Raw genomic sequence first — 26,794 nt, forward strand, 5'->3', positions numbered from 1 at the left:
ACTTCGACGGTGGCACCCGGTTCGCCACGCCCACTGAGCGCCGCGCCACCCGGGCCAACCAGAATATTGCTGACAGCATCGGGCGGGGTGATGTCCGGCGCATCGAACTGCAGCGGGGCCGAGGTGTTGCCGGCAGCATCCACCAGGCGCACGTCGAGCGCTTCGCCGTTGGCTTGGGCAGGCGACAGGGTGAGGCTGAACAGGCCGTCGGCACCGACGATACCCGTGCCGATGACCGTACCTGCAGCGTCGCGCACTTGCACAGTGGCGCCGGGCTCACCGCGCCCGGTGAAGGTCACGCCGTCGGCCAGGGCCAAGTCTGTCGGTTGTGCGGGCGGCAGCAGGTCGGCTGAGGTGACCGAGCCCGGTTGGGAAACGTTACCAGCAGCATCGGTCAAGGTGACTTGCAGGGTACTGCCGTCGTTCACCACGGGGCTCAGGGCTACCACGAACGTGCCATCCGGGCCGACAGTGCCGGTGGCCAGTAGATTACCTGCCGCATCGCGGACCTGCACGGTGGTGCCGGCTTCGCCGCGACCACTGAGTTGGCTGCCGGCCAGGCCGATGACCAGGTTGGTTGGGGCATCTGGTGGCGTGGTATCACCGCCGTCGATGTCCGGCGCGGTGACCGAACTGGCCACAGAGGTGTTACCAGCGGCATCGGTGGCAGTGGCCTGCAGCACTTCGCCGTCTACTTGTGGCGGAGTCAGGTTGATGCTGAACACGCCGGTCGGGCCGACCACGGCAGTGCCTAGTTCAGTGCCATCGGCTGCCAAGATACGTACCGTGCTACCGGGTTCGGCACGGCCGGTGAGCACCGTACCGTCAGCACTGACGGCCAGTTCGGTCGGGGCCGCAGGTGCAGTGATATCGGGTGCAGTGACTTGTGCTGGCAGCGAGGACACCCCGCTGTCATCGATAGCGACCACGTCCAGCAGTTCGCCATTGGCTTGGGCCGGATTCAGTTCGATGCTGAAACTGCCATCGGCATTGGCGATGGCGCTGCCGATCAGGGTGCCGTTGGCATCATGCACTTCCACGCGGCTGCCAGCCGGCGCGGTACCGGTGAGGGTGGTGCCGTCGGCGTCGATAGCCAGGTTGCTCGGGCTGGTTGGGGCAGTGGTCAGCGGAACGTCGTACTCCAGGGCCACGGATTCGTTGCCGCTCGGGTCGGTCTGCACCAGGCTCAGGTGTTCACCCGGCTGCGCGGCGGGATTCAGGTCGATCAGGAAAGTGCCGTTGGCACCGACCACACCCGTGCCGATCACGTTGCCGTTGGCATCGCGCACTTCGACGGTGGCACCCGGTTCGCCACGCCCACTGAGCGCCGCGCCACCCGGGCCAACCAAAATATTGCTGACAGCATCGGGCGGGGTGATGTCGGGGGCGGTGAATTCCAGCGGTATCGAGCTGTTGCCGGCGGCGTCGACCTGGCGGATATCCAGGGCTTCACCGTTGGCCTGGGCAGGCGAAAGCGTAAGGCTGAAGCTACCGTCGGCATTCACCAGGCCGCTGCCGATGAGGTTGCCGGCCGCATCACGCACCTGCACGGTGGCGCCGGGCTCGCCACGTCCAGTGAGGGTTACACCATTGGCCAAGGCCAGATCGGTCGGCTGGTCGGGGGCGGTGGTGTCAGGGTTGTCGACGTCGGGTGCGGTGACGCTGGCCACAGGCGACGTATTGCCGGCCGCGTCTGCCGCGCTCACTTCAAGGGCCTGGCCGTCGGTTTGTGGCGGTTGCAGGGTTATGCTGAACTGGCCGTCCGCACCGGCCACCCCAGTGCCCAGCAGCACGCCGCCTGTGCCCCGTACCGAAACCGTCGAGCCCGGTTCGGCACGCCCGGTAAGGGTGGTGCCCTGTGCGTCGATGACCAGGTCGGTCGGTGCCAGCGGCGCCGTCACATCCGGGGCGGTGACAGTGCCGGGCGCCGAGACATTGCCCGCGCCATCGGTCAGGGTGACTTCAAGGTTTTCGTTGTTGATCTGTGGCGGGTTCAACGCCACATTGAAACTGCCGTCGGCTGCCACGGTGCCGCTGCCAATCAGGTTGCCGGCGGCGTCACGGATGTTCACCGTGGTGCCCGCTTCGCCGCGGCCGGTCAGGCGCAGGCCATCCGGCGAAACCAGCAGGTCGATGGGCGTGGCCGGTGCTGTGGTGTCAGGGTCCGAGCCACCGCTGCTGCCGCCACCGCTGTGATTGGCCGCAGCCGCCACACCCCCGACACCGAGCAGGCTGAGCCCGGCAATCGCGAAGGTCGACATGGCGCTACCGGCGGTGCCGATCCCTGCAACCAGTTCGTCCAGCGAAGCCACGTCCTCGAAGGTGAAACCGGTGAACGCTGCCGCGTCATACTGGGCGTGCCACAGGGTGCCGTCTTCGCCGACGAAGACGATGTCGCTGCCAACCCCGGCCTGGTCCACGGCGAAGAAGTTGCCGATGGTGACCTTTTCACCGGATTTCAGGGTCACGATCAAGTCTTGCCCGCGCTGGGTAACGGTGGCCACCTTGTCGGGCGATACCGGCATCTGCACGACGCCTGGCCCTTTGAGATTGATATTGCCCCAGGCGCTCTGAGTGGCGACTTCGGATTGCTTATCGGCGACGACGATGTTGTCCATGGATGCTCCCTGCTGGTATCCGGATCCCCCGGCCCGACTGTTCGGGCCACAACCTGCGTAGCAGAGCCATTTCCGGGCTTTTTACGCACAGCCTCGACCAGGCAGTCGAGAATGGGGTGGTTAGGGAGATATAGCAGCCAGGGTGGAAGCAACCAGATGGCTTTCTGGGTTAATCCTTTTGTGAGTAGGTCTCAGCGAAGCCCCAACCGGCGGGCCAATCGGCTTAAATTGGCGCGGTCCAGGCCAAGCTCACGCGCCGCTGCTGCCCAGTTGTCCTGATGCTTTTGCAAGCAGGCCTCGATCACTTGGCGCTGGTAGATATCGACCGCTTCGCGCAGGCCGCCTTCAGGCAGGGTGGCCGCTGGCGACGGGGCCGCGGGGGAGGGCGGCGAACCTGGCATTGCCGGCGATACGCGCAGGTCCAGATCGATGGCTTCGAGGGTGAGGATGCGTGGCCGGTCGGGGTGCTGGCCCAGCGCCTTGAGTGCCGAGCGGCCGATCAGGTGCTCCAGCTCGCGCACATTGCCCGGCCAGTCGTAGGCGATGAGTGCGGCCTGGGCCTCATTGCTCAGGCGCAGGCTGTTCAGACCCAACCGTGAACGGTTCTGTTCGAGGAAATAGCCAGCCAATAGCAGCACGTCCCGTCCACGTTCGCGCAACGGCGGCACGTGCAACGGGTACACGCTGAGGCGGTGATAGAAGTCGGCGCGGAAGTTGCCGTTACGCACTTCGGCAGCCAGGTCGCGGTTGGTAGCGGCGATCAGGCGCACGTCCACCCGGTGCTCGCGGTCCGAGCCCAGGCGCTGCAACTGGCCGCTTTGCAGCACGCGCAACAGCTTGGCCTGCACCGTCAGGGGCAGTTCGCCCACTTCATCGAGGAACAGCGTGCCGCCGTTGGCCAGTTCGAACTTGCCACGGCGCTCGCCATGCGCGCCGGTGAAGGCACCGCGCACATGGCCGAACAGTTCGCTTTCCACCAGGGTGTCGGGCAGGGCAGCGCAGTTGAGGCTGATCAACGGCTTGTCGGCGCGGCTGCTGGCCTGGTGCAGGGCCTGGGCCACCAGCTCCTTGCCGACGCCGGTTTCGCCGGTAATCAGCACGGTCAGGTCACTGCCACCGACCAGGCGAATTTCCTCTACCAGGCGTTTGTGCGCGGGGCTTTGGCCAATCAGCTCTTTATCCTGGCCGCTGGCCTGGCGGTAGATCTCGGCGCGGTGGTGTTCGTCTTCGGCGCGCAGGGCCAGGTGCTCGATGCGCTCGGCCACGGTAACGGTGGCGGCAGCCAGGCTGGCGAAGGCCTGCAGGGCGTCCAGCTCCAGGCTCTGGAACTGCCCGGGGGTGAGGGCGTCAAGGGTGACCAGGCCCCAGGGGCGCTCATCGACCATCAACGGGCAGCCCATGCAGTCGTGCACTTCAAGGTCGGCATCGGTGGCGTTGACCAGGCCATCGTAAGGGTCGGGCAGTTCGGAGTCGCTGGCAAAGCGGGTGGGTTCCGGGCGGCTGAGCAGTATCTGGAACCGTGGGTGCTCGCTGACCCGGAAGCGCCGGCCCAAGGTGTCCGGGCTCAGCCCATCCACTGCCAGCGGCACCAGCCATTCACCATCCAGGCGCAGCAGTGCGGCAGCATCGCACGGTAGCAGGCTGCGCATGGCCTGCAGCAGGCGGCGGTAGCGTTCCTGGTCGGGCAAATCACGGGACAGGTCGCTTACCAGAGGCAGCAGGGCGGTCAGCAACGGCTTTGTGGTCATATGGACTCCTATAGGTCGATATGACTATACGCTGGGATAGGTCGTTTTGACATGACCTGCGTCAAACCCCTGATTTTGCGGGCGATAAAAGTTGGCACGATTGCTGTAGTAGCAGGGACAGTCATTTGAAGCCACAGGCTCAGGAGTTGTTGCAATGCTCAATGCCGAACAACGTGCAATCATCAAAGCCACTGTACCCCTGCTGGAAAGCGGCGGCGAAGCACTGACCACTCACTTTTACAAGATGATGCTCAGTGAGTACCCGGAGGTACGGCCGCTGTTCAACCAAGCCCACCAGGCCAGCGGTGACCAGCCGCGTGCGCTGGCCAACGGCGTGCTGATGTATGCCCGCCATATCGACCAGTTGGAACAACTGGGTGGCCTGGTCGGGCAGATCATCAACAAGCATGTTGCCCTGCAGATTCTACCGGAGCACTACCCGATCGTCGGCAGCTGCCTGCTGCGCGCCATCGAGGAGGTGCTTGGCAAGGACATCGCCACCCCTGCCGTGATCGATGCCTGGGGTGCGGCCTATGGCCAGTTGGCCGACATCCTGATTGGTGCTGAAGAGAACCTCTATAAAGAGAAGGAAGAGGCCGAAGGCGGCTGGCGCGGTACTCGCGAATTCCGCCTGGTGCGCCGCGAGCAGGAAAGCAGCGAGATCGTCTCGTTCTACTTTGCCCCGGTGGACGGCAAACCGGTACTCAAGGCCGAGCCTGGCCAGTACATCGGCGTGAAGCTGGACATCGACGGCGCCGAGCAGCGCCGTAACTACTCCCTGTCGGCGCTGTGCGATGGCAAGGAGTACCGGATCAGCGTCAAGCGCGAGGCGGGTGGCAAGGTCTCCAATTACCTGCACGATGAGCTGGTGGTGGGCGATACCCTGCAGCTGTTCCCGCCGGCGGGTGACTTTACCCTGGCCGCCAGCGACAAGCCGCTGGTGCTGATCAGCGGTGGCGTAGGCATTACTCCGACCTTGGCGATGCTGCAGGCAGCGTTGCAAACCCGCCGTGAGGTGCATTTCATTCACTGTGCGCGTAACGGCGCGGTGCATGCCTTCCGTGACTGGATCGATGGGCTGGCAGCGCGTCATCCGCAACTCAAGCGCTTCTACTGCTATGCCGAGCCAGAAGGTGGCGCTGCAGCCGATGCCGTGGGCTTGCTGAGCGAAGACCTGCTGGCCGAATGGCTGCCGCAGGAGCGTGATGTGGATGCCTACTTCCTGGGGCCCAAGGCTTTCATGGCCGCGGTCAAGCGCCAGCTGAAGGGCCTGGGTGTGCCGGAGCAGCAGAGCCGTTATGAGTTCTTCGGGCCGGCGGCTGCCTTGGAGTGATGTGAAACCTGTACCGGCCCTTTCGCGGGCAAGCCCGTGAAAAGGCCGGTACAGGCAAATATCTTTATCCCTGCGGCACTACACCTTCCTGCCTATATATAAGGAAAGATGAAACCGGGCACAGCGCTTTCATCTTTAATCCTCCTTTAATCACGGTATCCTTCACTCCCGGGTGTCGAGGGGCTTGCCCCTGCGCGGCACTCGGGCAGCCGTTTTTTTGCCGCTCGGCGTTGAACCGACGTCGTTGCGGCCGGTCTCAGCCACACCGGATAGCCCTGCGCAGCGCTATCACGCCGCTTCCTCGGCACGCTCACAGGCCTTGCCCAGCGTGTAGACTTGCGCTCAGGCAGGCGGACCACGCTGCCACTATCCATCGAAGGAACCGGTAATGAACGAACAAACATCGCGCCTGAATCGGGAACGGCGCTTTCTGGTGCTGCTGGGCCTGATCTGCCTCTCGCTGATCGGCGGCGCTCTCTATATGCAAGTGGTGCTGGGCGAGGCACCTTGCCCATTGTGCATCCTGCAGCGTTATGCGCTGCTGTTCATTGCCGTGTTTGCCTTCATCGCCGCAGCGATGCCTGGGCGCCGCAGCTTGAGCTTCTTCGAAGCGCTGGTGGTGCTCAGTGCCATTGGCGGAGTCGTTGCGGCCGGCAACCATGTGTATATACTCGCCAACCCCATGGTCAGTTGCGGCATCGATACCCTGCAGCCGATCGTGGATGACCTGCCACTGGCCAAGCTGTGGCCGCTGGCGTTCCAGGTCGATGGCTTCTGCAGCACGCCGTACCCGCCGATCCTCGGCCTGTCGCTGGCGCAATGGGCACTTGTGGCGTTCGTGCTGACTGCTGTGCTGGTTCCGCTCGGGATCTACCGCAACCGACGCCAGGCTTAGACAAAAGTCCCGAATTGCATGGGGTCTTTTACACCGCATGAGAAGAGCGAAAAGTTGCGCACCGCTTGATCCAGATCAATCTCTAGGCCTTGCAGAATGCGGCTTTGAGGCCTAGCAAGCGGGGTGCGACAAACTGTCGCGAAGTTGAATTATTGAGCAGCATTGTTACGTATTCTGTAAAAGACTGTTGCTCAATAAGTCATAGTCAAGGGTTGGCGACCTATCTACAATCGCCCCCAATTTCCGTTCGGCACTGCTTGCGAGTCGCAGGATTGAAGGAAGCCCCAGCGCTCCTTTTTGCTGACTTCGTCAAGTTTCGCCCAACGGCGATACCGGGCGGACACCCCTCCGCGTTTTCCCGCACCAAATGGACTTGGTCTGAAGTACAGGCCTGTTGCCTACGAAACCATAAGCACCGCTAACCCGCTTGAAGCCAAGGTCCTGCAGTCGGACCCCAGGCAGGAGCGAGTACGGGCGCGAAATGCCTCACTTGGCAGGACGAAGTGTTGGCTACCAAAACACAAATTGCATTGAAGCAAGCTGATCTAGAGGTCGTGAGATGAGTAAAAAGCGTTACCCCAGACTGTTTGGCATATTGCCCTTTTTAGGCATGCTTTTACTCAGTGGGTGCAACTGGACCCTGCTCGACCCGAAGGGCCAGGTCGGCATTGAGCAAAAGAACCTGATCCTGATCGCTACCGGCCTGATGCTGCTGGTGGTAATCCCTGTCATCATCATGACCTTGGCGTTCGCCTGGAAGTACCGTGCTTCCAACAAGGCAGCCACCTACACCCCTGACTGGTCGCACTCGACCAAGATCGAGGCTGCGGTGTGGATCATCCCGATCCTGATCATCATCGCCCTGGGTTACGTCACCTACCACTCCACCCACAAGCTGGACCCATACCGTCCACTGGATTCCGATGTGAAGCCGGTGCAGATCGACGTGGTCGCGCTGGACTGGAAGTGGCTGTTCATCTACCCGGAGCAGGGCATTGCCACGGTCAACAAGATCGTCTTCCCAGCTAACACCCCGGTCAACTTCCGCGTCACTTCCGACGCCGTGATGAACTCGTTCTTCATCCCGGGCCTGGGTGGCCAGATCTACGCCATGGCCGGCATGACCACCAAGCTGCACCTGATCGCCAACGAAAACGGCGAGTTCGACGGTATCAGCGCCAACTACAGCGGTGCTGGCTTCACCGGCATGAAATTCAAGGCTACTGCCACCTCTCAGGAAGACTTCGACAAGTGGGTCGCCGAGGTCAAGCAGTCGCCGAAGAAGCTGGACAAGGCCGAATACGACGCCTTGGCCAAACCAAGCGAAAACAACCCAGTCGCGCTGTATAGCGAGGCTTCGCCTGAGCAGTTCCAGCTGATCGTCGACAAGTACGAAGGCATGAACCGCGGCCGTAGCCACGAAGAAGCAGGCAGCAAAGATCTGGCCACAACCAAGGGTGTGGAATCGAGTATGCAACCAGCTGCCGGTGCAGAGGAGTAAGAGATGTTCGGTAAACTAAGCCTGGAGGCGATACCCTATCACGAGCCGATAGTCATGGTGACGCTTGCCATGATCGCGCTCGGCGGTATCGCTGTCGTCGGTCTTATCACCTATTTCCGCAAGTGGACCTACTTGTGGAGCGAGTGGCTGACTACTGTCGACCACAAAAAGATCGGCGTGATGTACATCATCGTCGCGATGATCATGCTGCTGCGCGGCTTTGCCGACGCCATCATGATGCGTACTCAGCTGGCTGCCGCAACCGGTGGCTCCGAAGGCTACCTGCCGCCTGAACACTATGACCAGATCTTCACCGCTCACGGTGTGATCATGATCATCTTCATGGCGATGCCGTTCTTCACCGGCCTGATGAACCTGGCGGTTCCTCTGCAGATCGGTGCACGTGACGTTGCCTTCCCGTTCCTGAACTCCCTGAGCTTCTACCTGCTGCTGGCAGGCGTGCTGCTGGTCAACATCTCGCTGGGCGTTGGTGAATTCGCCAAGACCGGCTGGGTTGCCTATCCGCCGCTCGCGGGCATTCAGTACAGCCCTGGGGTGGGTGTCGACTACTACATCTGGGCGCTACAGCTATCCGGATTGGGTACGACGCTTACCGGCGTGAACTTCCTCGTCACCGTGATGAAGATGCGCGCACCTGGCATGAAGCTGATGGACATGCCGATCTTCACCTGGACCTGCACCTGGGCCAACGTACTGATCGTCGCTTCGTTCCCGATTCTGACCGCTGCACTCGCACTGCTGACTGTTGACCGTTATCTGGACTTCCACATTTTCACCAACGAGCTTGGTGGGAACCCGATGATGTACGTCAACCTGTTCTGGGCGTGGGGTCACCCTGAGGTTTACATCCTGATCCTGCCGGCCTTCGGCGTGTTCTCGGAAGTGACTTCGACGTTCTCTGGCAAACGCCTGTTCGGCCACCACTCGATGATCTACGCATCGGGCGCGATCGCCATCCTGGGCTTTGCGGTATGGCTGCACCACTTCTTCACCATGGGTGCCGGCGCCAGCGTCAACACCTTCTTCGGCCTGGCGACGATGCTGATCTCCATCCCGACCGGTGTGAAGCTGTTCAACTGGCTGTTCACCATGTACCAAGGCCGTGTGCGCTTCACCGCACCGATGCTCTGGACCCTGGGCTTCATGGTCACCTTCTCCATCGGTGGCATGACCGGCGTACTGCTGGCCGTTCCGGGTGCTGACTTCGTTCTGCACAACAGCCTGTTCGTTATTGCGCACTTCCACAACGTGATCATCGGTGGCGCGGTATTCGGCTACATCGCCGGTTTCGCCTTCTGGTTCCCGAAAGCCTTCGGCTTCACCCTGAACGAGAAGTGGGGCAAAGCTGCCTTCTGGTTCTGGCTGTCGGGCTTCTACGTTGCGTTCATGCCGCTGTACGCCCTGGGCTTCATGGGCATGACCCGTCGTCTGAACCACTCCGACAACCCACTGTGGGAACCCTACCTGTACGTAGCCGTTGTCGGCGCCGTGCTGATCCTGTTCGGTATCGCTTGCCAGCTGATCCAGCTGTACGTATCGGTTCGCGACCGCAACCAGAACCTGGACGTGACCGGCGACCCATGGGGCGGCCGTACCCTGGAATGGTCGACTTCGTCGCCACCTCCGTTCTACAACTTCGCCCACATGCCTGAGCAGGTTGGCCTGGATGCATGGCACGAAACCAAGGAAACCGGCAAGGCTTACAAGCCGGCGACCAAGTTCGACGCCATCCACATGCCAAGCAACACCTCGACGGGTCTGTTCATGGGCCTGTTCCTGACCGTCTTCGGCTTTGCCTTCATCTGGCACATCTGGTGGCTGGTTGGCGCAAGCCTGGTTGCAACCATCGCTGTCTTCGTTCGCCACGCTGCCCGTGACGACCAGGGCTACATGGTTCCGGCCGAAGAAGTGGCGCGCATCGAAGGCGAGCGTATGAAAGCGCTGGCCAAAGCAGGTGCTCTGCCTGCCGGCGCACGTGTCGAATCGTTTGAGCGGGTGTAATCAATGTCCAGTCAAGTAATGCACGGCGGCGCTGCTCATGGTCACGACCATGGGCATGACGACCACCACCACGACTCGGGCCAGATGACCGTACTGGGCTTCTGGCTGTACCTGATGACCGACTGCATCCTGTTTGCGTCGCTCTTCGCCACCTACGCGGTGCTGTCCGGCAGTTTTGCCGGCGGCCCGTCGGGTCATGACATCTTCCAGCTCGATTTCGTAGCTGTTGAAACGCTGTTCCTGCTGCTGTCCTCGATCACCTTCGGCTTCGCCATGCTGAAGATGTTCGATGGCAAGAAAGCGGGTGTACTGGGCTGGTTGGCTGTGACCTTCCTGTTCGGTGCAGGCTTCATCGCGATGGAAATCTATGAATTCCATCACCTGATCAGCGAAGGCTTCGGCCCGCAGCGCAGTGGCTTCCTGTCGGGCTTCTTCGCCCTGGTAGGTACCCACGGTCTGCACGTGACTGCTGGTCTGATCTGGATGGCAATCATGATGTACCAGATCAACAAGCACGGCATCACGCCGACCGCCAAGACCCGCATGAGCTGCCTGAGCCTGTTCTGGCACTTCCTGGACGTGGTCTGGATCTGCGTATTCACCGTCGTTTACCTGCTGGGAGTTCTGTAATGGCTAACGCACACGACACTCATCACGAAGGTAACCACGGCAGCGTCAAGTCGTACATGATCGGCTTCGTACTGTCGATTATCCTGACTGCGATCCCGTTCGGCCTGGCCATGACCGCCAGCCTGCCGAAGAACCTGACCGTACTGATCATCGTTGCCATGGCCGTGATCCAGGTAGTTGTTCACCTGGTTTACTTCCTGCACATGGACCGCTCGAAAGAGCAACGCAACAACGTATCGACGTTCCTGTTCACCACCATGGTGATCGCTCTGCTTGTCGGCCTGTCGCTGTGGATCATGTTCAGCATCCACTTCGAAATGTTGGCCAAGTGAGGTAAGACTGCATGTCCGTTAAGCACTTTATCCAAATCACCAAACCGGGGATCATTTTCGGTAACGTGCTTTCCGTGGCAGGCGGTTTCTTCCTTGCCTCGAAGGGCCATGTGGACTTCGCCCTGTTCCTGGCGGTGGTGATCGGTACTTCGCTGGTGGTCGCGTCCGGATGCGTGTTCAACAACTGCATCGACCGTGACATCGACCACAAGATGGAGCGCACCAAGAACCGCGTCATGGTGCAGGGCGGCATGTCGCTGCCCCTCGCGCTGATCTACGCCACCCTGCTCGGGGTGGCGGGTTTCAGCTTGCTGTATGTTCAGGCCAACCCGCTGTCGGCGTTCTGCGCGCTGATCGGCTTCATCGTCTACGTCGGTTTCTACAGCCTGTGGCTGAAGCGTAAATCGGTGCACGGCACCTTGGTCGGCAGCCTGTCCGGTGCCATGCCTCCGGTGATCGGCTACTGCGCCGTCAGCAACAGCTTCGACCTGGCTGCGGTAACCCTGCTGGTGATGTTCAGCCTGTGGCAGATGCCGCACAGCTTTGCCATCGCGATCTTCCGCTTCAAGGATTACAGTGCTGCCAACATTCCGGTTCTGCCGGTGGCGCGCGGTGTTCTTGCGGCGAAGAAGCAGATCGTGCTGTACGTGCTGGCCTTCGTGCTCGCCACCTTGATGCTTACCCTCGGCGGTTACGCCGGCCTCGGCTACCTGGCCGTGGCGGCTGCCATGGGCCTGTACTGGCTGTACATGGCTTGGGGTGGCTACAAGGCCGAGGACGACAGCAAGTGGGCCCGTAAGGTATTCGGCTTCTCCATCCTCACCGTCACTGCCCTGAGCGTGATGATGGGTGTGGACAGCCAGACCGCTGCGGACGTGCTGATGACTTACGCACGCTGATACTGCTGCCTGTTTCACGAAAACCCCGGCCATGTGCCGGGGTTTTTTTATGGGTGTTTTCCAGTGTCGGCCTCTTCGCGGATGAACCAGAGGTCAGTCCTGAAACATAGATTTCGTATTTTCAAAAAATACGTCTGAAAAAATATATATAAACAGGAAATCTTCCTTTACAGATATCCTGTTTCGGCATTATCTTCTGATTCAGGCCGCCACATCGGCCAGCGTCGCTCGGACGGTTCCGGGCGCTTACGTACTCAGAGGAAGCCATGGCCATCCCAGGTTCGCCGCGCCGCTTTGCGCGCATCGATCGTCTCCCCCCATACGTCTTCAACATCACTGCCGAACTCAAGATGGCTGCCCGCCGCCGTGGCGAGGACATCATCGACCTGAGCATGGGCAACCCCGATGGCGCCACCCCGCCGCACATCGTCGAGAAGCTGGTGCAGGTTGCCCAGCGTGAAGACACCCACGGCTACTCCACCTCTCGTGGCATTCCGCGCCTGCGTCGGGCCATTTCCAACTGGTACAAGGAACGCTACGAGGTCGACATCGACCCGGAAAGCGAAGCCATTGTCACCATTGGCTCCAAAGAAGGCCTGGCCCACCTGATGCTGGCCACCCTTGACCAGGGCGACACGGTGCTGGTGCCCAACCCCAGCTACCCGATCCACATCTACGGTGCGGTCATTGCCGGCGCTCAGGTGCGTTCGGTACCACTGGTGCCGGGTGTGGACTTCTTCAACGAACTCGAACGGGCCATCCGCGAGTCGATTCCCAAGCCGAAGATGATGATTCTCGGTTTCCCGTCCAACCCCACCGCCCAGTGCGTGGAGCTGGACTTCTTCGAGCGCGTGGTGGCCCTGGCCAAGCAGTACAACGTGCTGGTGGTACACGACCTGGCTTACGCCGACATCGTCTACGACGGTTGGAAGGCCCCGTCGATCATGCAGGTGCCTGGTGCCAAGGACATTGCGGTGGAATTCTTCACCCTGTCCAAGAGCTACAACATGGCAGGCTGGCGGATCGGCTTCATGGTCGGCAACCCCGAATTGGTCAACGCCCTTGCGCGGATCAAGAGTTACCACGACTACGGCACCTTCACCCCGCTGCAGGTGGCAGCCATCGCTGCGTTGGAAGGCGACCAGCAGTGTGTACGCGACATTGCCGAGCAATACCGCCAGCGCCGCAACCTGTTGGTGAAAGGTCTGCACGAGCTGGGCTGGATGGTCGAGAACCCCAAGGCATCGATGTATGTGTGGGCGAAGATCCCCGAGCAATACGCGCACCTGGGTTCGCTGGAGTTTTCCAAGAAGCTGCTGGCCGAGGCCAAGGTCTGCGTCTCGCCGGGGATCGGCTTTGGTGACTATGGCGATGACCATGTGCGCTTCGCCCTGATCGAGAACCAGGACCGTATTCGCCAGGCCATTCGCGGGATCCGGCAGATGTTCCGGGCTGACGGGCTGACCAACAAGTAATTTTCAGGGGGCCGCTTTGCGGCCCCCTTTCTTCAGGTGAGAGCTTTCCGCCTGCATTCCATCGATCTGCCTACCTATCTTCAGCACTCATTTCTCACCACAGAGATCTACGAATGAGTGTCTTCACCGCCTATTTCTGCGGCACCGGCTCCCACCGCTTCGACGATACCAACCCCAACTTCTGGAACGGCGAGCTGGTCTCGACCCTGGCCAGCAACGACCAGGGCCGCGAATTCGCCCACTGGATCGCCGTAGACGGCCCTGGCAGCGGCAACCTGCAGGATGACAACCTGTTCGTCGAGCCCGGCGGCTACTTCAACTGGACGGGCCAGCTGTTCGGTCGCGGCTGGGAAGAAAACGTCAACCATGTGCTGCAGGTGATCAAAGGGGAGAGCAGCTGGCAGCGCACCAAACTCAGCGAAGAGGATTACGAGCGGCTGAAGAGCGCCGGCGTACCCATCCCGGACCCTTCCTCCACAGCCTCCTGGTTCTGGCGCACTTACGACTACGGCGAGCGCCACCCAACCCCGCAGGAACTGCAAGAGCGCATCATCAGCATGTTCCGCAAACCACGCATTCCAACCCAGGTCAACCTGGTCGGCTGGAGCAGGGGAGGAATCAGTTGCCACATGCTGGCCAATGCCATGGCGCAAGACCCTGTACTGCGCGCCATCCCGGTGAACATATTTGCCATCGACCCGGTGCCTGGGGTCGGCAATGTGCAAACCGAGCGCGTCACTTTGGCTGATAACGTCAAAGAGTACGTCGGCTTCTACTCGCGGGATGAGCGGTCCAAAGGGTTTGCCTGCGTGATCCCGTCAATTGCCAGTGGCACGCGGATCTGCGTTTACCCGATGCCGGGGCGCCATGCCACGCTGGTGGGTAATGCATCCGGCGATGGTGCGAGCGACGGCAAAGTGCTCAAGGAACCGGGGCTGATCGTTCGCCATCTCGCCGAAGTCTGCCTGACCCGTTGGGGTGTTCAGCTGGGCAAGCGGCTGGCCTTGAACGACACGCAACTGATGGCGTACCACCAGGCCATGGCCGCTGCCGAGGGGCAGTACCAAGCCATGCGAAGTAAGTCGTACACCGTACTGACCGAGGGTGACAAGCACGACCGGTTGGTACATTGCGGCGAGACCCGCACGGGTTTCAGCAAGGTGTGTGGTGATGACTACGATCCGATCGAGGGCCTAGCCCTGCAGCGTTGGGATACCACGACCTACAAGGCACTGCGATAAATGAACGGGCGGCCGGATCAGTGGCAAATTTTTTTGCAGGCGCCCTCTATCCAGCCGCCCCGGATTCGATTGAAAATGGCGCAGCGGGCCAGCCCCGATAACAACAACCTTCCCTCCGTGACATCATGTCTGAATATAACCCTTGCCTTGACTGCGGCGCCTGCTGCGGGTACTTCCGTGTGTCCTTCTTCTGGGGCGAATGCCAGTCTGCCGGGGGCGTTGTGCCGGATGACCTGGTGGTGCAGATCAACCCCACCCGCGTTGCCATGATCGGCACCGATGCCAAGCCATGCCGCTGCGTCAGCCTTGATGGCGAGATCGGCAAGGAAGTGGCTTGTACCATTTATGCCAACCGTTCCAGCCCTTGCCGTGAGTTCGAGGCGTCGTGGGAAGGCGGGGTGCACAACCCAAGCTGCGACGATGCACGGGCGGCGTATGGGCTGCCACCGCTCACGCCGCCAGGGGCCAACGAGCCGCATTGGCCGGATGATGGCGCTGAGGTGGCCTGATACTGCAAGGTTGCCAGTAACGGCTGGCATGTGCATGTCGGAACGTTTGCGGGGATTTTGAAATCGAGCGCCGCCCGCGCGACGCTCGATCTCTGCATCACCAAAAGACCCAAGCCATGCCCATCCACCCCCGCATGTAGTTAAACTGTCATCTCCCCAGCAATGGACAGGAGATCCGGCGTGACCCCACCCCGCAGTTTCCCCAGTGACCTCTGCCTCGACAGCCCGCGCCTGCAATTGCGCCCCATGCGCCATGCCGATGCCGCGCAGTGGCTGGCGATCATGGCCGACCCCGAGGTCATGCGTTATTGGCACCATGCCCCCTGGCAAGACCTGGCCGAGGCCGAAAGCGCTCTGGCCGCAGACCGTGAAGCCTATGCCAATGGCGACCAGCTCAAGCTCGGCATGTACCGCCGTGACAACGGCGAGCTGATCGGCATGGTCCAGCTGTTCAACATCGATGACGTCTCCCGCCGTGGCGAAATCGGCTATTGCCTGGCCAGCGCGGTGCAGGGCAGGGGCTACATGGACGAAGCATTGACTTGCTTCATCGACTACCTTGCCCACACCCTGCACATGCGCCGCCTTGAAGGCGAAATCGACCCGCGCAACCAGGGCTCGGCCCGCACCCTGGAGCGCCAGGGCTTCGTGCTCGAAGGCACCCTGCGGGCGCGCTGGTGCGTGGCCGGCGAGCTGTCCGACTCGGGTATCTACGGCTTGTTGCTCGAACCACCTGTTGCATAGTCTTACGGCGAATAGCTACTATTCGGGAACAATTCTCACTTGTGTCCCGGTGCCCCATGCCCGTAGCCGACTCACCGAGCCCGTACCCGCTCGAACAGCTGTACAGCGAGCACCACGGCTGGCTGTTCAGCTGGCTGCGGCGCAAGCTGCGCTGCTCGCACAGCGCAGCCGACCTTGCCCAGGACACCTTCGTGCGTATCCTGGCCTCGCGCGATGCCCTGCTGGGCATGCGCGAGCCTCGCGCCTACCTCAGTACCACCGCGCGCCGCCTGCTGATTGACCAGGCCCGTCGGCGGCAGATCGAAGAGGCCTACCTCAGCGAGCTGGCCCTGACTGCCGAGTTGCTGGAAGGGCATCAGCCCCCCGAAAACATCCTCATCACGCTCGAGGCGCTGGAACAGATCGCCTTCCTGCTTGAAGGCCTGCATGTAAACGCACGCGAAGCATTCGTGGGTTACTACCTGGACGAGCTGACCCAGCCACAGATCGCGCAGCGCCTGCAGATTTCCCCGCGTATGGTGCGCAAGTACCTGGCCCAAGCCCTGATTCATTGCCACCGCACGCTGGACATTGCCGCACCGTGAACCCGTCCCGTATCGAGCAGGAGGCCGCCGAGTGGGCCCTGTGCCTGGGGGAGGGCGAACTGGGTGCCACCGAGGCGCGTGAGTTCGAGGCCTGGCTGCAGGCCGACCCGCGCCACGGTGCGACCTTGCGGCGCATGCAAGGGGTGATCAGCCAGATGCATGCCCTGCGCCAGCAACGCGGGCCGGTTGGCGCAGGGTTACGCGCCGGCATGCAGCCCTCGGCGCCACGTTCGGTGGCGCGGCGCACCTTGCTCGGCCTGGTGCTGGCGGGTTCGTTGCTGGGCACCTTGCCGCTTGCCGGTGTGTCGCCACGAGACTGGCTAGCCGACCTGCACACCGCGCCGGCCGAGTGGCACAGTCAAACCCTGAGCGATGGCTCGCAACTGACTTTGGCGGGCAATTCCGCCGTGGATGTCGAGTTCAGTGCTGGCGAGCGGCGTATCCGCCTGCTGCACGGCCAGGTACTGGTGGATGTCAGCCATGACCCGGCGCGGCCGTTCGTGGTGCAAACCGACGAGGGCAGCTTCAAGGCCTTGGGTACTCGCTTCGTGGTCGGCCAAGGGCGCGAACGCAGCGAGCTGACCATGCTCGAATCCCGTGTCGAAGCGCGCAGTGCCGTGTCCGGCGATCAACTGGTCGCGGGGCGCGGTGAGCGGGCCTGGGTGGCACGCGACGGGCTTGGCCCGCTGCCGGCTATCGATCCGGCACGTGTGGAGCAAGCCTGGCAGCGTCACCAATTGGTGGCCGAAGGCGTGCCGCTCGATCAGGTGTTGGACGCGTTGTCGCAGCAAAGGCGCGGCGTGCTGCGCTTCGACCGCCAGGCAATGCAGGCCATCAAGGTATCGGCGGTACTGCCGCTGGATGACAGCGAACGCGCCCTGAGACTGCTGGCCGAAGCGCTGCCGATTCGCATCAGTGGTTTTGGTCGCTGGTGGACCACGGTCGAGCCAGCGCCGCGAGAAAATTGATCAAGGTGGTTCCGCTTCTGTGCGCTGGCCCGTCAAACAAGAGGCCAACCGATCAAGAACAAGGAGCCGATCCACCATGCGCCGATTTCCTGGCCACCCCGTCCTCAGCCCGCTAGCCCTGGCCTTGCGCCTGTCCTGCGCCGGGCTGGTCTTCTCCGTTGCGGCCTTGCCGGCCGTGGCCGAGGAGGCCGCCCGCCGTAGCTTCGATGTGCCTGCCGGCAACCTGGCCGAGGCCCTTGGCAGCTATGCCCAGCAAGCCGCCGTGTCGCTGGCCTTCACCCCCGAAGCGCTGGCCGGTTTGCAAAGCAGTGGCCTGCATGGCCTGTATTCGGTGGACAGCGGTTTTGCCGTGCTGCTGGCTGGCAGCGGCTACCGGGTGGCACGCAGCGACAACGGCTACCGGCTGGTGGCAGAGCCGCTGGCGGCCGTGAGTGGTGACGCGCTGGAACTGGGCGTGACCACCGTGGCCGGGCAGGGCATGGGCGAGAGTACCGAGAATACCGGCTCGTATGCGCCAGGCTTGATCAGCGTCGGCTCCAAGAGCCCCACCAGCCTGCGCCAGACGCCGCAATCGGTGTCGACGGTGACCCGCCAACTGATCGAAGACCAGCAACTGACCGACATCAACCAGGCGATGAAAGTAACGCCGGGCATCGTCACCCAGAGCACCACCTTCCGTACCCAGGACTTCCTTTCACGCGGCTTCAGCATCCAGAACCTGCAGATCGACGGCGCTGCGCCGCAGGCGTTGGGCACCGCCATGGGCTCGTTCTACTCGTCGAACATCTTCGAGTTGGCCGAGTTCGACCACATCGAAGTGCTGCGAGGTACCGCTGCACTGTATGGCGGCTCGGGTGACCCGGGCGGCATCATCAACATGGTACGCAAGCGGCCCACCGCCTACAACCAGCTCAAGCTGACCCTGTCGGCCGGCAGTTGGGACAACTATCGCCAGGAGTTCGACCTGTCCGGCCCGCTGGGCTGGGATGGCCGCCTACGTGGGCGCTTGGTGATGTCCAATACCGACCGACAGTACTTCACCGACAACCGCGCCACCGAGCGGCCGCTGGTGTATGGCGTGCTTGAGGCGGACGTTACCGACGACACCATGCTTACCTTCGGCGCCCGTTACAACAAGTCCCACGAAACCGGCAGCAACAGCGCGGTGCCGCGCTATAGCAACGGTGCTGATCTGAACCTGCCGCGGCACACTGGCCTGACCAAGAACTGGGCCTACCTGGATGCCACCGCGCGCGAGTACTTCGCCAAGGTAGACCACCGCTTCAACGACGATTGGAAGCTCAATCTCAGTTACACCAACACTTGGGACCTCGGGCTGTTCAAGACCGCCACCACCCTGAACGCGGTGGACCCGGTGACCAATACCGGCGCGACCTGGTACGGCACGTCGACCCGCCAGGAGAACGAGCAGCACCTGTACGACGCTAACGTGTCCGGGCACTTCCAGGCCTTTGGCCTGGACCACGAAGTGGTTTTCGGGGCCGACTACCAGAAGATCGACAGCCGTTGGCTGGGCACCGCCCCCTACGCTGCATCGGGCTCGCCGGCCAACGTGTTCGACCCCGACAGCTCGGCGTTCGACGACCCTGGCAACGGGCGTGACTACAAGCGTGACTACAGCCCCAATTCGCAACGCCAGTATGGTTTGTATGGCAGCCTGCGCCTGCAGCTGGCCGAGCCGCTGCACCTGATCGTCGGGGCGCGTGCCCAGCGCTTCCACTTCTGGCAGACCTACACCAATGCCTTGACCACTAATGTGTCCAGGACCAGCCCCGAGCAGCGCATTGGCACCAAGGTCACGCCGTTCGGTGGCCTGGTGTACGACCTGGACGATCAATGGTCGGCCTATGCCAGCTATTCGGAGATCTACCGGCCGCAGTCCAGCAAGATCAGCGGCCCCGCCGAAACCGGTACGGCGCTTGAGCCTATGACCGGAAAAACCTACGAGACCGGCCTAAAGGGCGAGTTGTTCAATGGTGCGCTCAATGCCAGCGTGGCGCTGTACTACACCACCCGCGAAAACGAAGCGGTCCAGGACCCGAACTTCCCGGCGAGTTTCGCCGGCTTCTCCGGTAGCTGCTGCTATGTGCCCAACGGCAAGGTCGTGAGCAAGGGCATCGACATGGAGCTGTCCGGCGAGCTGTTGCCTGACTGGATGCTGGTGGGTGGCTACACCTTCAACCTCAACCGTAACCGCAGCTCCGACGCCCCGCTGAGCACGGTAATGCCCAAGCACCTGTTCAAGCTGTACACCACTTACCGCCTACCGGGCATCTTCAGCGACTTCAAAGTGGGTGGAGGTGTGCAGGTGCAAAGCGCTACCTACGCCACTGGTGAAGTCAACCGCTACGACAGCAGCGGCAAGCTGGTGCAACAGAATGTGCCCTTCGATTTCGACCAGAGCGGCTACGCCATCTGGAACGCCCTGGTCGAATACCGTGTCGACGACCATTGGAACGTCACGCTCAACGGCAACAACCTGTTCGACAAGAAGTACTACGAAACCGTGGGTACCTCGACCTACGGCAACTACTATGGCGAGCCACGCAACTTCATGGTGACCCTGCGCGGCACTTATTGAAGGTTTGGAAGCGGGGCAGGGCCTGAGTTAAGGTCGTAGCCTGTCCCGCTTCCCCAGGTATGTCCCTTGCCCGTTTTCTACTTGAGCATCAGCCTGCTTCTGTATCTGCTCGCCCTGTTTTTCGATGGCGCGCTGCTGAGCGGCGAGCGCCACATGCCGGCCTTGCAGATGCTGCTGTACGGGCCATGGGGCATGCCCTTCGGTTTGTACCAATGGTTCGCCAACCCGCTGCTGGCTCTGGCGGTTCTTGCCCACCGACGGTTCCGCAGGCTGGCCTTGCTGGCAGGGCTGGCTGCTGTCTACCTGGCCGCCAGTAGTTTCGGAATTGACCGCTTGCCGGACAACCAGAGCTACGCGTTTCATGAGCGGGTCGGCTTTGGCGCCGGTTTCTACCTGTGGCTGGCGGCAATGGGGGTGTTCTGCCTGGGCCAGGCCTGGCATTGCTGGAAGGCGCGCAGCGCCGACGACATGCCGGGCTGGAACTGGCTCGATGTGGCGTTGATTGCGGCGCTGGCCGTTGCGCTCTACTGGGCAACGCAGATACCGTCGCTGCGCTTCGAGCCGGGCAAGGTGTTGATGCCGCCAGAACAGCCGCAGTCACTTTGATTCCCACAAGGAGGGTTAGCATGATCAAGCATTACCTGGCAGGCCTGGCACTGGCCTGCGTGCTGCCGCTGGCCGTGGCAGAAGATTATACGGCGGCCTACGGGCAATGCATGGACAAGGCTTCCAGCACGGTGGCCATGAGCGCGTGCATCAACGCTGAAACGCAAGTACAGGACCAGCGCCTGAACCGGGTGTACAAGCAATTGATGGGCAAGCTGGAGGCCGGGCAGCAGAAGAACCTGCGGGAGGTACAACGCAAGTGGATGGCCTACCGCGATGGCAATTGCCAGTTCCATGTGCAGGCCAGTGGCGGGACCCTGGCGCAGCTCGAAGGCGGTACCTGCGTGATGAGCATGACCCGCGACCGGGCTGCGGAGCTGGAACGGGTGCTCAGCCCGGGGCAATGAGGTGGCCTGCACCGGCCTCTTCGCGGGTAAACCCGCTCCCACAGGTAGGGTGCAGTTCTCAAGTGCAGCGCGGTCCCTGTGGGAGCGGGTTTACCCGCGAAGCAGGCGACGCGGTTGATGAGTTCGGCTCTACCGGTGTTAATGGTGAGGTTGTCGCCGCGCCCGTGCCTTCAGGTACTCGCGCACTTCCACTGCATCCCCGGCAAACTCGATGCGCTCGGCCTTCGCCGCACGCTGGTAGGCATACATCGGGTCGTAGTACTCGTTCAGCAAACCTTCGATCCAGCCCCGGTGCAGGTCCACAGCACCGCTGCGCTGCTGTTCTTCCAAGGCCAGGCGCAGGATCTCCGACAGCCGCTGATAACGTTCGCCACCCAAGCGCTTGTAGATGTTGGCCATGCTTTGCAGCATGCGCTCGGCGAACAAGCGGCGGCCATCTTCCTCGCCATGCACGGCGATAAACTCGGCACTCAGGTTGACCACGTAGTCGCGCAAGATGCGCTCAACGCGGTTGGCAAAGCTGTCCTCAAGCCACACCAGCGGGTATTGCTGCATGCCTTGGTACAACTCCAGCGGCACAGTGCAACTGCCGACGATGCGGCCTTCATCTTCCAGCACGAACTGCTCGCAGCCGCGGGCGCGTTTTTTCAGTACATCGATGGCCAGCTGGTTTTCGAAATCGATCTGCGCCGGCTGCGCAGTGGCGCGCTTGCCGAAGCTGGAACCGCGATGGTTGGCGTGGCCTTCCAAGTCGAGCACGTTGTCCAACTGGTGCAATACATCGGTCTTGCCGGTACCCGTCAGGCCGCCCAGCAATACGAAATCGCATTGCGCCACTGCCTGTTGGGTGGTCTCCAGCAAGAAGGTGCGCATGGCCTTGTAGCCACCTTTGACACGGGGGTACTGAATGCCCGCCTCATCGCGTAGCCAACCTTGCACGATCTGCGATCGCAGGCCACCACGGAAACAGTACAGGTAACCTTGCGGGTTGGCCTGGGTGAACGCCACCCAGGCGTCCATGCGTGCCTGTTTGGTGGTGCCGCTGACCAACTGGTGGCCAAGGGCGATGGCGGCGGCCTGGCCCTGCTGTTTGTAGCAGGTGCCGACCTTTTGCCGCTCCTGGTCGTTCATCAGCGGCAGGTTGACGACACCGGGGAAGGCGCCCTTGGCGAATTCGACGGGGGCACGCATGTCCATCATCGGCACGTCGTCGAGGAATAGCTGACGGAAGTCGGTGCAGTCGGGGCGCATCAGATCACCTCGACCGCGTGGCTCTGTCGTTCGACCAGCTTGCCGATCGGCGACAACTGCAGGCCCAGTTCGGCGGCCACGGCAAGGAACTCGGCTTCGCCCTCCGGGGTAACGGCCACCAACAGGCCACCGCTGGTTTGCGGGTCGCACAGCAGGTGCTTCTGCTCGTCGCTGAGGGCGCCGATCTTGTGCCCGTAACTGTCGTAATTGCGCAGGGTTCCGCCGGGGATGCAGCCTTCGGCCAAGTAGTGCTCGACGCTGGGTAGACGCGGCACGGCGGTGTAGTCCAGGTGTGCGGTGAGGCCACTGCCTTCGGCCAGTTCCACCAGGTGGCCGAGCAGGCCGAAACCGGTGACGTCGGTCATGGCCTTGACCCCGTCGAGCTTGCCGAAGCGGCTGCCGGGGGTGTTGAGGGTGCACATCCAGTCGCGGGCCAGGCCCTGGTCCTGCGCGCGCAGCTTGGCCTTTTTCTCGGCGGTGGTGAGGATGCCGATGCCCAGCGGTTTGGTCAGGTACAGCTGGCAGCCGGCGCTGGCGGTGTCGTTGCGCTTGAGATGGCGCTTGCTGACCACACCGGTGACGGCCAGGCCGAAGATGGGCTCAGGGGCGTCGATGGAGTGGCCGCCGGCCAGCGGGATACCGGCTTCGGCACATACCGCTCGGCCGCCGCGGATCACTTCGCGCGCCACTTCCGGTGGCAGCACGTTGACCGGCCAGCCAAGGATGGCGATGGCCATCAACGGGTCGCCGCCCATGGCGTAGATGTCGCTGATGGCGTTGGTGGCGGCGATGCGGCCGAAGTCGTACGGGTCATCGACGATCGGCATGAAGAAGTCGGTGGTCGAGACCACGCCGCGCTCGTCGTCCAGCGCGTACACGGCCGCGTCGTCGCGCGAGGCGTTGCCAACCCACAGGTTCGGGTCCAGGGCCTGGGCACCGCTTTCGGCGAGGATCACGTCCAGCACCTTGGGGGAGATCTTGCAGCCACAGCCGGCACCGTGGCTGTACTGGGTCAGGCGAATCGGCTCGCTCATACGTACCTCAGCAGGTCAAATTGTTGCGCGATTGTAGCAAAGCTGGCCTTTGGGCCTTTGCCTCTTATAATTCCCACTGTCGGCGGACTTGTCGGCGGATTTGTTGGCATCGTCCCGTTATTGAACCGGAGAACACCCATGCTCAAACGCCCCCTGGCGCTCGCCGCCGGCCTTGTGTTGTCTTGCTGCGCCGTTGTCGTTCAGGCCGCTGAAACCTTGCGGGTCAGCGCCATACCCGACGAAGCACCGACCGAACTGCAGCGCAAGTTCAAGCCCTTGGGCGAATACCTGGCCAAGCAGTTGGGCATGGACGTGAAGTTCGTACCGGTGGCCGATTACCCGGCGGTGGTCGAGTCGCTGGCCGCGGACCGCCTCGACCTGGCCTGGCTGGGCGGCTTCACGTTCGTCCAGGTGCACTTGAAGGACCCAACCGCCACACCGCTGGTGCAGCGTGAACAGGACGCGCAGTTCACCTCCAAGTTCATCACTGCCAACCCCGACGTGAAAAGCCTGGCGGACCTTAAGGGCAAGTCGTTTGCTTTTGGTTCCATTTCGTCCACGTCGGGCAGCCTGATGCCGCGTTACTTCATGCTCAAGCAAGACAACATCAAGCCTGAAGAGTACTTCAGCCGCGTTGCCTATTCCGGCGCCCATGACGCCACCGTGGCCTGGGTACAGGCTGGCAAGGTCGATGGTGGCGTGCTCAACGCCAGTGTGTGGCAGAAGCTGGTGGATGCAGGCAAGGTCGATACCAGCAAGGTGAAAGTGTTCGCCACCACCCCGACCTACTTCGACTACAACTGGACCGTGCGCGGCAACATGGACCCGGCGTTGAAAGAGAAGATCAAGCAAGCCTTCCTTGGCCTTGACCCGGCCAACCCGGAGCACAAGGCGATCCTCGACCTGCAGGCCGCCAGCCGCTTCATCGAAACCAAGCCTGAGAACTACGTGGGCACCGAACAAGCCGCACGCGAGGCCGGCCTGCTCAAGTGACCGCTTCGAACGTGGCAATCCATCTGCACGCTGCCAGCCTGCGCCATGGCCAGGTACGTGCGCTTGAAACGATCAGCCTGCGCATCGGGCAGGGTGAACGCATCGCCATCATCGGGCCGTCGGGGGCGGGCAAGTCCAGCTTGCTGCATGTGATGGCCACGGCCATCCAGCCCAGCGGCGGGCGCCTGGAACTGCTCGGTGAGCAGCCTTGGGCGTTGTCGGCAAGGGCTCGTCAGCGCCTGCGCGCGCGGGTTGGCCTGGTGCATCAGGCGCCGCCTTTGCCGCCGCGTCAGCGGGTGGTGACAGCGGTGTTGGCTGGCCGCCTGGGGCAGTGGGGTGTGCTGCGCGGTTTGCTTAACCTGCTATACCCCAGCGATGTGCCGGGTGCGCGCCAGGTGTTGGCCGAGCTGGGCCTGGCCGACAAGCTGTTCGTGCAGTGTGGGCAATTGTCGGGTGGCCAGTTGCAACGGGTGGGCATTGCCCGCGCGTTGTATCAGCGGCCGCAGGTGTTGTTGACCGACGAGCCGGTGTCGGCCATGGACCCGGTGCTGGCCGATCACAGCCTGGCCTTGCTCAATCGCCATGCCCAGGCTAACGGCGTGACCCTGGTGGCAAGCCTGCATGCCGTCGAGTTGGCGCTGGCGCATTTCCCGCGGGTGATCGGTATTCGTGAAGGTCAGGTGGTATTCGACTGCCCGGCCCAAGCGGTTACCGAGCACATGCTCGATGCACTGTACGCCAACGAACAACTGGCTTCGCCACCAACCCAGGGGCCTACCCTGACCGTGCAGATCCCGAGATGTTGAGGGCCGACGCCCGCGACCCGGCATCGTTGCCACGGTTGCTGCTGGCCTTGCTGGCCGTGGCGGTGCTATGGCCGGGTATCCAGTTGAGCGAACTGAACCCTTGGGTGCTGTTGCAGGCGGACAACCGTCAGCAGATCGCCAGTTTCACTAGCGCCTTCTGGCCGCCGGCACATGATGCTGATTTTATCGCGCTGTTGTATGAAGCCACGCTGCAGACCCTGGCCGTGGCCACCGCGGGCATGGCGTTGGCGTTGCTGCTTGCAGTCCCGACAGGGCTGCTGGCCAGCCGCGCCTTGTCGTTGCGCGCCGCCTCTCGTGGAGGTCGCGCTGGGTTGTGGTCGCGGCTGCTGCGCCTGCCGGTGCGCGGGTTGTTGATTTTCCTGCGTAGCGTGCCGGAAATTGTCTGGGCGCTGTTGTTCGTACGGGCCGTGGGGCTGGGGCCGACGGCGGGTGTTCTGGCGATCGCCATCACCTATAGCGGCATGCTCGGCAAGGTTTACGCCGAGATTTTCGAATCGGTGGACCAGCGTCCGGCCCACGCGTTGTTGCAGGCGGGCAGTGGCCGGCTGGCGGCGTTTCTATACGGCATCCTGCCCAATGCCGCTTCCGAAGTTGTGTCGTACACCGTGTATCGCTGGGAATGCGCGGTGCGGGCTTCGGTGGTGATGGGCTTTGTCGGCGCTGGCGGCCTGGGGCAGCAGATCGACCTGTCGATGCGCATGTTCGCGGGTGCGGAGGTAGCCAGCATGCTGCTGACGTTCCTGCTGTTGGTTATTCTGGCCGACCTGCTGAGCCGCCTGTTGCGCTGGAGGCTGGCATGAACCGGGTGATCAACCTGTTGCTGCTGGCTGCAATCGTGGCGTCGGTGGTGGCTTCGTTCACTTACCTGGAGCTGGACCTGCAAGCCCTGGTCGGCAACGGCGGGCTGGGGCAGATGGGCGAATACGCCGGGCGTTTTCTGCACCCGGACCTGTCTGCCGGGCACCTGAAGGCAGTATGGCGTGGGGCGCTGGAGACACTGGCCATGTCTGGCCTGGGCACCTTGTTGGCGATGGTATTGGGGATGTTGCTGGCGCTGCCGGCGGCTGGCCGCTTCGGTTGGCCGTTGCAGGGCGCCGCGCGGTTGCTGCTGAATGCTCTGCGCGCCATTCCAGAGCTGGTGTGGGCCGCGCTGACGGTATTGGCGGCCGGCCTTGGGCCCAATGCCGGTACCCTGGCTTTGGCGCTGCACACCGCTGGTGTGCTGGGGCGCTTGTTTGCCGAGGCCTTGGAAAATGCGCCGCCGGAGCCTGCGGCGGCGATCCGCCTGCAGGGCGGTAGCCAGGTGGCGGCGTTCTGCTTTGGTACCTTGCCCAACCTGTGGCCGCAATTGCTGGCCTACAGCTTGTACCGCTGGGAAAACAACATCCGCATGGCCAGCGTGCTGGGGTTTGTCGGTGCCGGTGGGTTGGGGCAGATGTTGTACACCACCTTGAGCCTTTTCCAGGAGGCCCAGGCCAGCACGGTGATTATCGGGATGCTGGTGCTGGTGTTGCTGGTGGACGCGTTGAGCGATGTGCTGCGCCAGCGTTACGTGCGGGCCTGACCAATAACCGG

24 protein-coding genes are annotated in these 26,794 nt (G+C 62.5%); 20 read left to right on the forward strand and 4 right to left on the reverse strand.

The annotated features are described in order from the left end of the window. Positions 1-2,618 (reverse strand): Ig-like domain-containing protein (locus tag APH35_RS15130; RefSeq protein ID WP_156341220.1); only part of this gene is annotated, 2,618 nt, incomplete at its 3' end. A 191-nt stretch (positions 2,619-2,809) separates the two neighbouring features. Beyond that, positions 2,810-4,366 carry a nitric oxide reductase transcriptional regulator NorR gene (norR, locus tag APH35_RS15135; protein WP_060494574.1) on the reverse strand — a complete coding sequence of 519 codons (1,557 nt, stop codon included), beginning with the start codon at positions 4,364-4,366 and terminating at the stop codon, positions 2,810-2,812. Positions 4,367-4,520: 154 nt separating this feature from the next. On the opposite strand from norR, the gene hmpA reads away from it, so the two are divergent. From hmpA to APH35_RS15215, 16 genes are all read left to right on the forward strand, one after another. Then, positions 4,521-5,699 carry an NO-inducible flavohemoprotein gene (gene hmpA / locus APH35_RS15140; protein WP_060515055.1) on the forward strand — a complete coding sequence of 393 codons (1,179 nt, stop codon included), beginning with the start codon at positions 4,521-4,523 and terminating at the stop codon, positions 5,697-5,699. A gap of 388 nt (positions 5,700-6,087) precedes the next feature. Beyond that, positions 6,088-6,594, forward strand: a complete 507-nt coding sequence (locus APH35_RS15145) for a disulfide bond formation protein B (protein WP_012270557.1) — start codon at positions 6,088-6,090, stop codon at positions 6,592-6,594. 559 nt (positions 6,595-7,153) lie between these two features. Beyond that, positions 7,154-8,095: a ubiquinol oxidase subunit II gene (gene cyoA / locus APH35_RS15150; protein WP_012270558.1), complete on the forward strand. Its 942-nt coding sequence runs from the start codon at positions 7,154-7,156 to the stop codon at positions 8,093-8,095. Positions 8,096-8,098: 3 nt separating this feature from the next. Continuing rightward, entirely contained in the window at positions 8,099-10,117 is a 2,019-nt protein-coding gene (gene cyoB, locus APH35_RS15155) for a cytochrome o ubiquinol oxidase subunit I (protein ID WP_012270559.1), read from the forward strand. Between the two features lie 3 nt (positions 10,118-10,120). Beyond that, a complete protein-coding gene (gene cyoC, locus APH35_RS15160; protein ID WP_012051225.1) occupies positions 10,121-10,747 on the forward strand; it encodes a cytochrome o ubiquinol oxidase subunit III in 627 nt (208 codons plus the stop codon). Then, a complete protein-coding gene (gene cyoD, locus APH35_RS15165; RefSeq protein ID WP_012270560.1) occupies positions 10,747-11,079 on the forward strand; it encodes a cytochrome o ubiquinol oxidase subunit IV in 333 nt (110 codons plus the stop codon). Before cyoC ends, cyoD begins: the two co-directional genes overlap by 1 nt. A gap of 11 nt (positions 11,080-11,090) precedes the next feature. Continuing rightward, entirely contained in the window at positions 11,091-11,978 is an 888-nt protein-coding gene (gene cyoE / locus APH35_RS15170; protein ID WP_012270561.1) for a heme o synthase, read from the forward strand. 266 nt (positions 11,979-12,244) lie between these two features. Then, positions 12,245-13,453, forward strand: coding sequence for an alanine transaminase (alaC, locus tag APH35_RS15175; protein ID WP_012270562.1), 1,209 nt, complete (start codon positions 12,245-12,247; stop codon positions 13,451-13,453). 113 nt (positions 13,454-13,566) lie between these two features. Continuing rightward, positions 13,567-14,694, forward strand: a complete 1,128-nt coding sequence (locus APH35_RS15180) for a hypothetical protein (protein ID WP_060515056.1) — start codon at positions 13,567-13,569, stop codon at positions 14,692-14,694. 125 nt (positions 14,695-14,819) lie between these two features. Continuing rightward, the gene (locus APH35_RS15185) at positions 14,820-15,203 is read left to right on the forward strand and encodes a YkgJ family cysteine cluster protein (protein WP_012270564.1); all 384 of its coding nucleotides are present in this window, start codon (positions 14,820-14,822) and stop codon (positions 15,201-15,203) included. A 180-nt stretch (positions 15,204-15,383) separates the two neighbouring features. Further along, positions 15,384-15,947: a GNAT family N-acetyltransferase gene (locus APH35_RS15190; protein WP_012270565.1), complete on the forward strand. Its 564-nt coding sequence runs from the start codon at positions 15,384-15,386 to the stop codon at positions 15,945-15,947. 56 nt (positions 15,948-16,003) lie between these two features. Further along, positions 16,004-16,531, forward strand: a complete 528-nt coding sequence (locus APH35_RS15195; protein WP_012270566.1) for a sigma-70 family RNA polymerase sigma factor — start codon at positions 16,004-16,006, stop codon at positions 16,529-16,531. Next, positions 16,528-17,499: a FecR family protein gene (locus tag APH35_RS15200; RefSeq protein WP_060515057.1), complete on the forward strand. Its 972-nt coding sequence runs from the start codon at positions 16,528-16,530 to the stop codon at positions 17,497-17,499. Before APH35_RS15195 ends, APH35_RS15200 begins: the two co-directional genes overlap by 4 nt. A gap of 76 nt (positions 17,500-17,575) precedes the next feature. Further along, positions 17,576-20,101: a TonB-dependent siderophore receptor gene (locus tag APH35_RS15205; RefSeq protein ID WP_060515058.1), complete on the forward strand. Its 2,526-nt coding sequence runs from the start codon at positions 17,576-17,578 to the stop codon at positions 20,099-20,101. A gap of 66 nt (positions 20,102-20,167) precedes the next feature. After that, a complete protein-coding gene (locus APH35_RS15210; protein ID WP_012270569.1) occupies positions 20,168-20,707 on the forward strand; it encodes a hypothetical protein in 540 nt (179 codons plus the stop codon). 20 nt (positions 20,708-20,727) lie between these two features. Next, the gene (locus APH35_RS15215) at positions 20,728-21,114 is read left to right on the forward strand and encodes a lysozyme inhibitor LprI family protein (protein WP_012270570.1); all 387 of its coding nucleotides are present in this window, start codon (positions 20,728-20,730) and stop codon (positions 21,112-21,114) included. Positions 21,115-21,252: 138 nt separating this feature from the next. Here the strand turns inward: APH35_RS15215 and mnmH are convergent, their stop codons facing one another. Both mnmH and selD read right to left on the reverse strand, forming a co-directional pair. Then, on the reverse strand, positions 21,253-22,365 hold the full coding sequence (gene mnmH, locus APH35_RS15220) for a tRNA 2-selenouridine(34) synthase MnmH (RefSeq protein WP_012270571.1): 1,113 nt from the start codon (positions 22,363-22,365) through the stop codon (positions 21,253-21,255). Beyond that, a complete protein-coding gene (selD, locus tag APH35_RS15225) occupies positions 22,365-23,399 on the reverse strand; it encodes a selenide, water dikinase SelD (protein WP_060494633.1) in 1,035 nt (344 codons plus the stop codon). Before selD ends, mnmH begins: the two co-directional genes overlap by 1 nt. Positions 23,400-23,537: 138 nt before the next feature. Here selD and APH35_RS15230 point away from each other — a divergent pair, with 138 nt between their 5' ends. The 4 genes from APH35_RS15230 to phnE are packed head-to-tail and all read left to right on the forward strand — an operon-like array spanning position 23,538 to position 26,783. Continuing rightward, on the forward strand, positions 23,538-24,392 hold the full coding sequence (locus APH35_RS15230) for a putative selenate ABC transporter substrate-binding protein (protein WP_012270573.1): 855 nt from the start codon (positions 23,538-23,540) through the stop codon (positions 24,390-24,392). Beyond that, positions 24,389-25,198 carry a phosphonate ABC transporter ATP-binding protein gene (locus APH35_RS15235; protein ID WP_060494632.1) on the forward strand — a complete coding sequence of 270 codons (810 nt, stop codon included), beginning with the start codon at positions 24,389-24,391 and terminating at the stop codon, positions 25,196-25,198. The genes APH35_RS15230 and APH35_RS15235 overlap by 4 nt, the downstream gene beginning before the upstream one ends. Beyond that, positions 25,192-26,019, forward strand: coding sequence for a PhnE/PtxC family ABC transporter permease (locus tag APH35_RS15240; protein WP_012270575.1), 828 nt, complete (start codon positions 25,192-25,194; stop codon positions 26,017-26,019). Before APH35_RS15235 ends, APH35_RS15240 begins: the two co-directional genes overlap by 7 nt. After that, positions 26,016-26,783: a phosphonate ABC transporter, permease protein PhnE gene (phnE, locus tag APH35_RS15245; protein WP_012270576.1), complete on the forward strand. Its 768-nt coding sequence runs from the start codon at positions 26,016-26,018 to the stop codon at positions 26,781-26,783. The genes APH35_RS15240 and phnE overlap by 4 nt, the downstream gene beginning before the upstream one ends. Positions 26,784-26,794: the final 11 nt, after the last annotated feature.

The organism is Pseudomonas sp. NBRC 111132, from assembly GCF_001320565.1.
Classification (GTDB): Bacteria; Pseudomonadota; Gammaproteobacteria; order Pseudomonadales; family Pseudomonadaceae; genus Aquipseudomonas; species Aquipseudomonas putida_P.

What these genes read in the sequence shown, in the direction of transcription:
- mnmH (WP_012270571.1), bottom strand. Translation starts at nt 22,365, where the DNA reads ATGCGCCCCGACTGCACCGACTTCCGTCAGCTATTCCTCGACGACGTG.
- phnE (WP_012270576.1), top strand. Translation starts at nt 26,016, where the DNA reads ATGAACCGGGTGATCAACCTGTTGCTGCTGGCTGCAATCGTGGCGTCG.
- APH35_RS15145 (WP_012270557.1), top strand. Translation starts at nt 6,088, where the DNA reads ATGAACGAACAAACATCGCGCCTGAATCGGGAACGGCGCTTTCTGGTG.
- cyoC (WP_012051225.1), top strand. Translation starts at nt 10,121, where the DNA reads ATGTCCAGTCAAGTAATGCACGGCGGCGCTGCTCATGGTCACGACCAT.
- APH35_RS15230 (WP_012270573.1), top strand. Translation starts at nt 23,538, where the DNA reads ATGCTCAAACGCCCCCTGGCGCTCGCCGCCGGCCTTGTGTTGTCTTGC.
- cyoE (WP_012270561.1), top strand. Translation starts at nt 11,091, where the DNA reads ATGTCCGTTAAGCACTTTATCCAAATCACCAAACCGGGGATCATTTTC.
- hmpA (WP_060515055.1), top strand. Translation starts at nt 4,521, where the DNA reads ATGCTCAATGCCGAACAACGTGCAATCATCAAAGCCACTGTACCCCTG.
- alaC (WP_012270562.1), top strand. Translation starts at nt 12,245, where the DNA reads ATGGCCATCCCAGGTTCGCCGCGCCGCTTTGCGCGCATCGATCGTCTC.
- cyoD (WP_012270560.1), top strand. Translation starts at nt 10,747, where the DNA reads ATGGCTAACGCACACGACACTCATCACGAAGGTAACCACGGCAGCGTC.
- APH35_RS15195 (WP_012270566.1), top strand. Translation starts at nt 16,004, where the DNA reads ATGCCCGTAGCCGACTCACCGAGCCCGTACCCGCTCGAACAGCTGTAC.
- selD (WP_060494633.1), bottom strand. Translation starts at nt 23,399, where the DNA reads ATGAGCGAGCCGATTCGCCTGACCCAGTACAGCCACGGTGCCGGCTGT.
- norR (WP_060494574.1), bottom strand. Translation starts at nt 4,366, where the DNA reads ATGACCACAAAGCCGTTGCTGACCGCCCTGCTGCCTCTGGTAAGCGAC.
- APH35_RS15215 (WP_012270570.1), top strand. Translation starts at nt 20,728, where the DNA reads ATGATCAAGCATTACCTGGCAGGCCTGGCACTGGCCTGCGTGCTGCCG.
- APH35_RS15185 (WP_012270564.1), top strand. Translation starts at nt 14,820, where the DNA reads ATGTCTGAATATAACCCTTGCCTTGACTGCGGCGCCTGCTGCGGGTAC.
- APH35_RS15180 (WP_060515056.1), top strand. Translation starts at nt 13,567, where the DNA reads ATGAGTGTCTTCACCGCCTATTTCTGCGGCACCGGCTCCCACCGCTTC.
- cyoA (WP_012270558.1), top strand. Translation starts at nt 7,154, where the DNA reads ATGAGTAAAAAGCGTTACCCCAGACTGTTTGGCATATTGCCCTTTTTA.
- cyoB (WP_012270559.1), top strand. Translation starts at nt 8,099, where the DNA reads ATGTTCGGTAAACTAAGCCTGGAGGCGATACCCTATCACGAGCCGATA.
- APH35_RS15240 (WP_012270575.1), top strand. Translation starts at nt 25,192, where the DNA reads ATGTTGAGGGCCGACGCCCGCGACCCGGCATCGTTGCCACGGTTGCTG.
- APH35_RS15205 (WP_060515058.1), top strand. Translation starts at nt 17,576, where the DNA reads ATGCGCCGATTTCCTGGCCACCCCGTCCTCAGCCCGCTAGCCCTGGCC.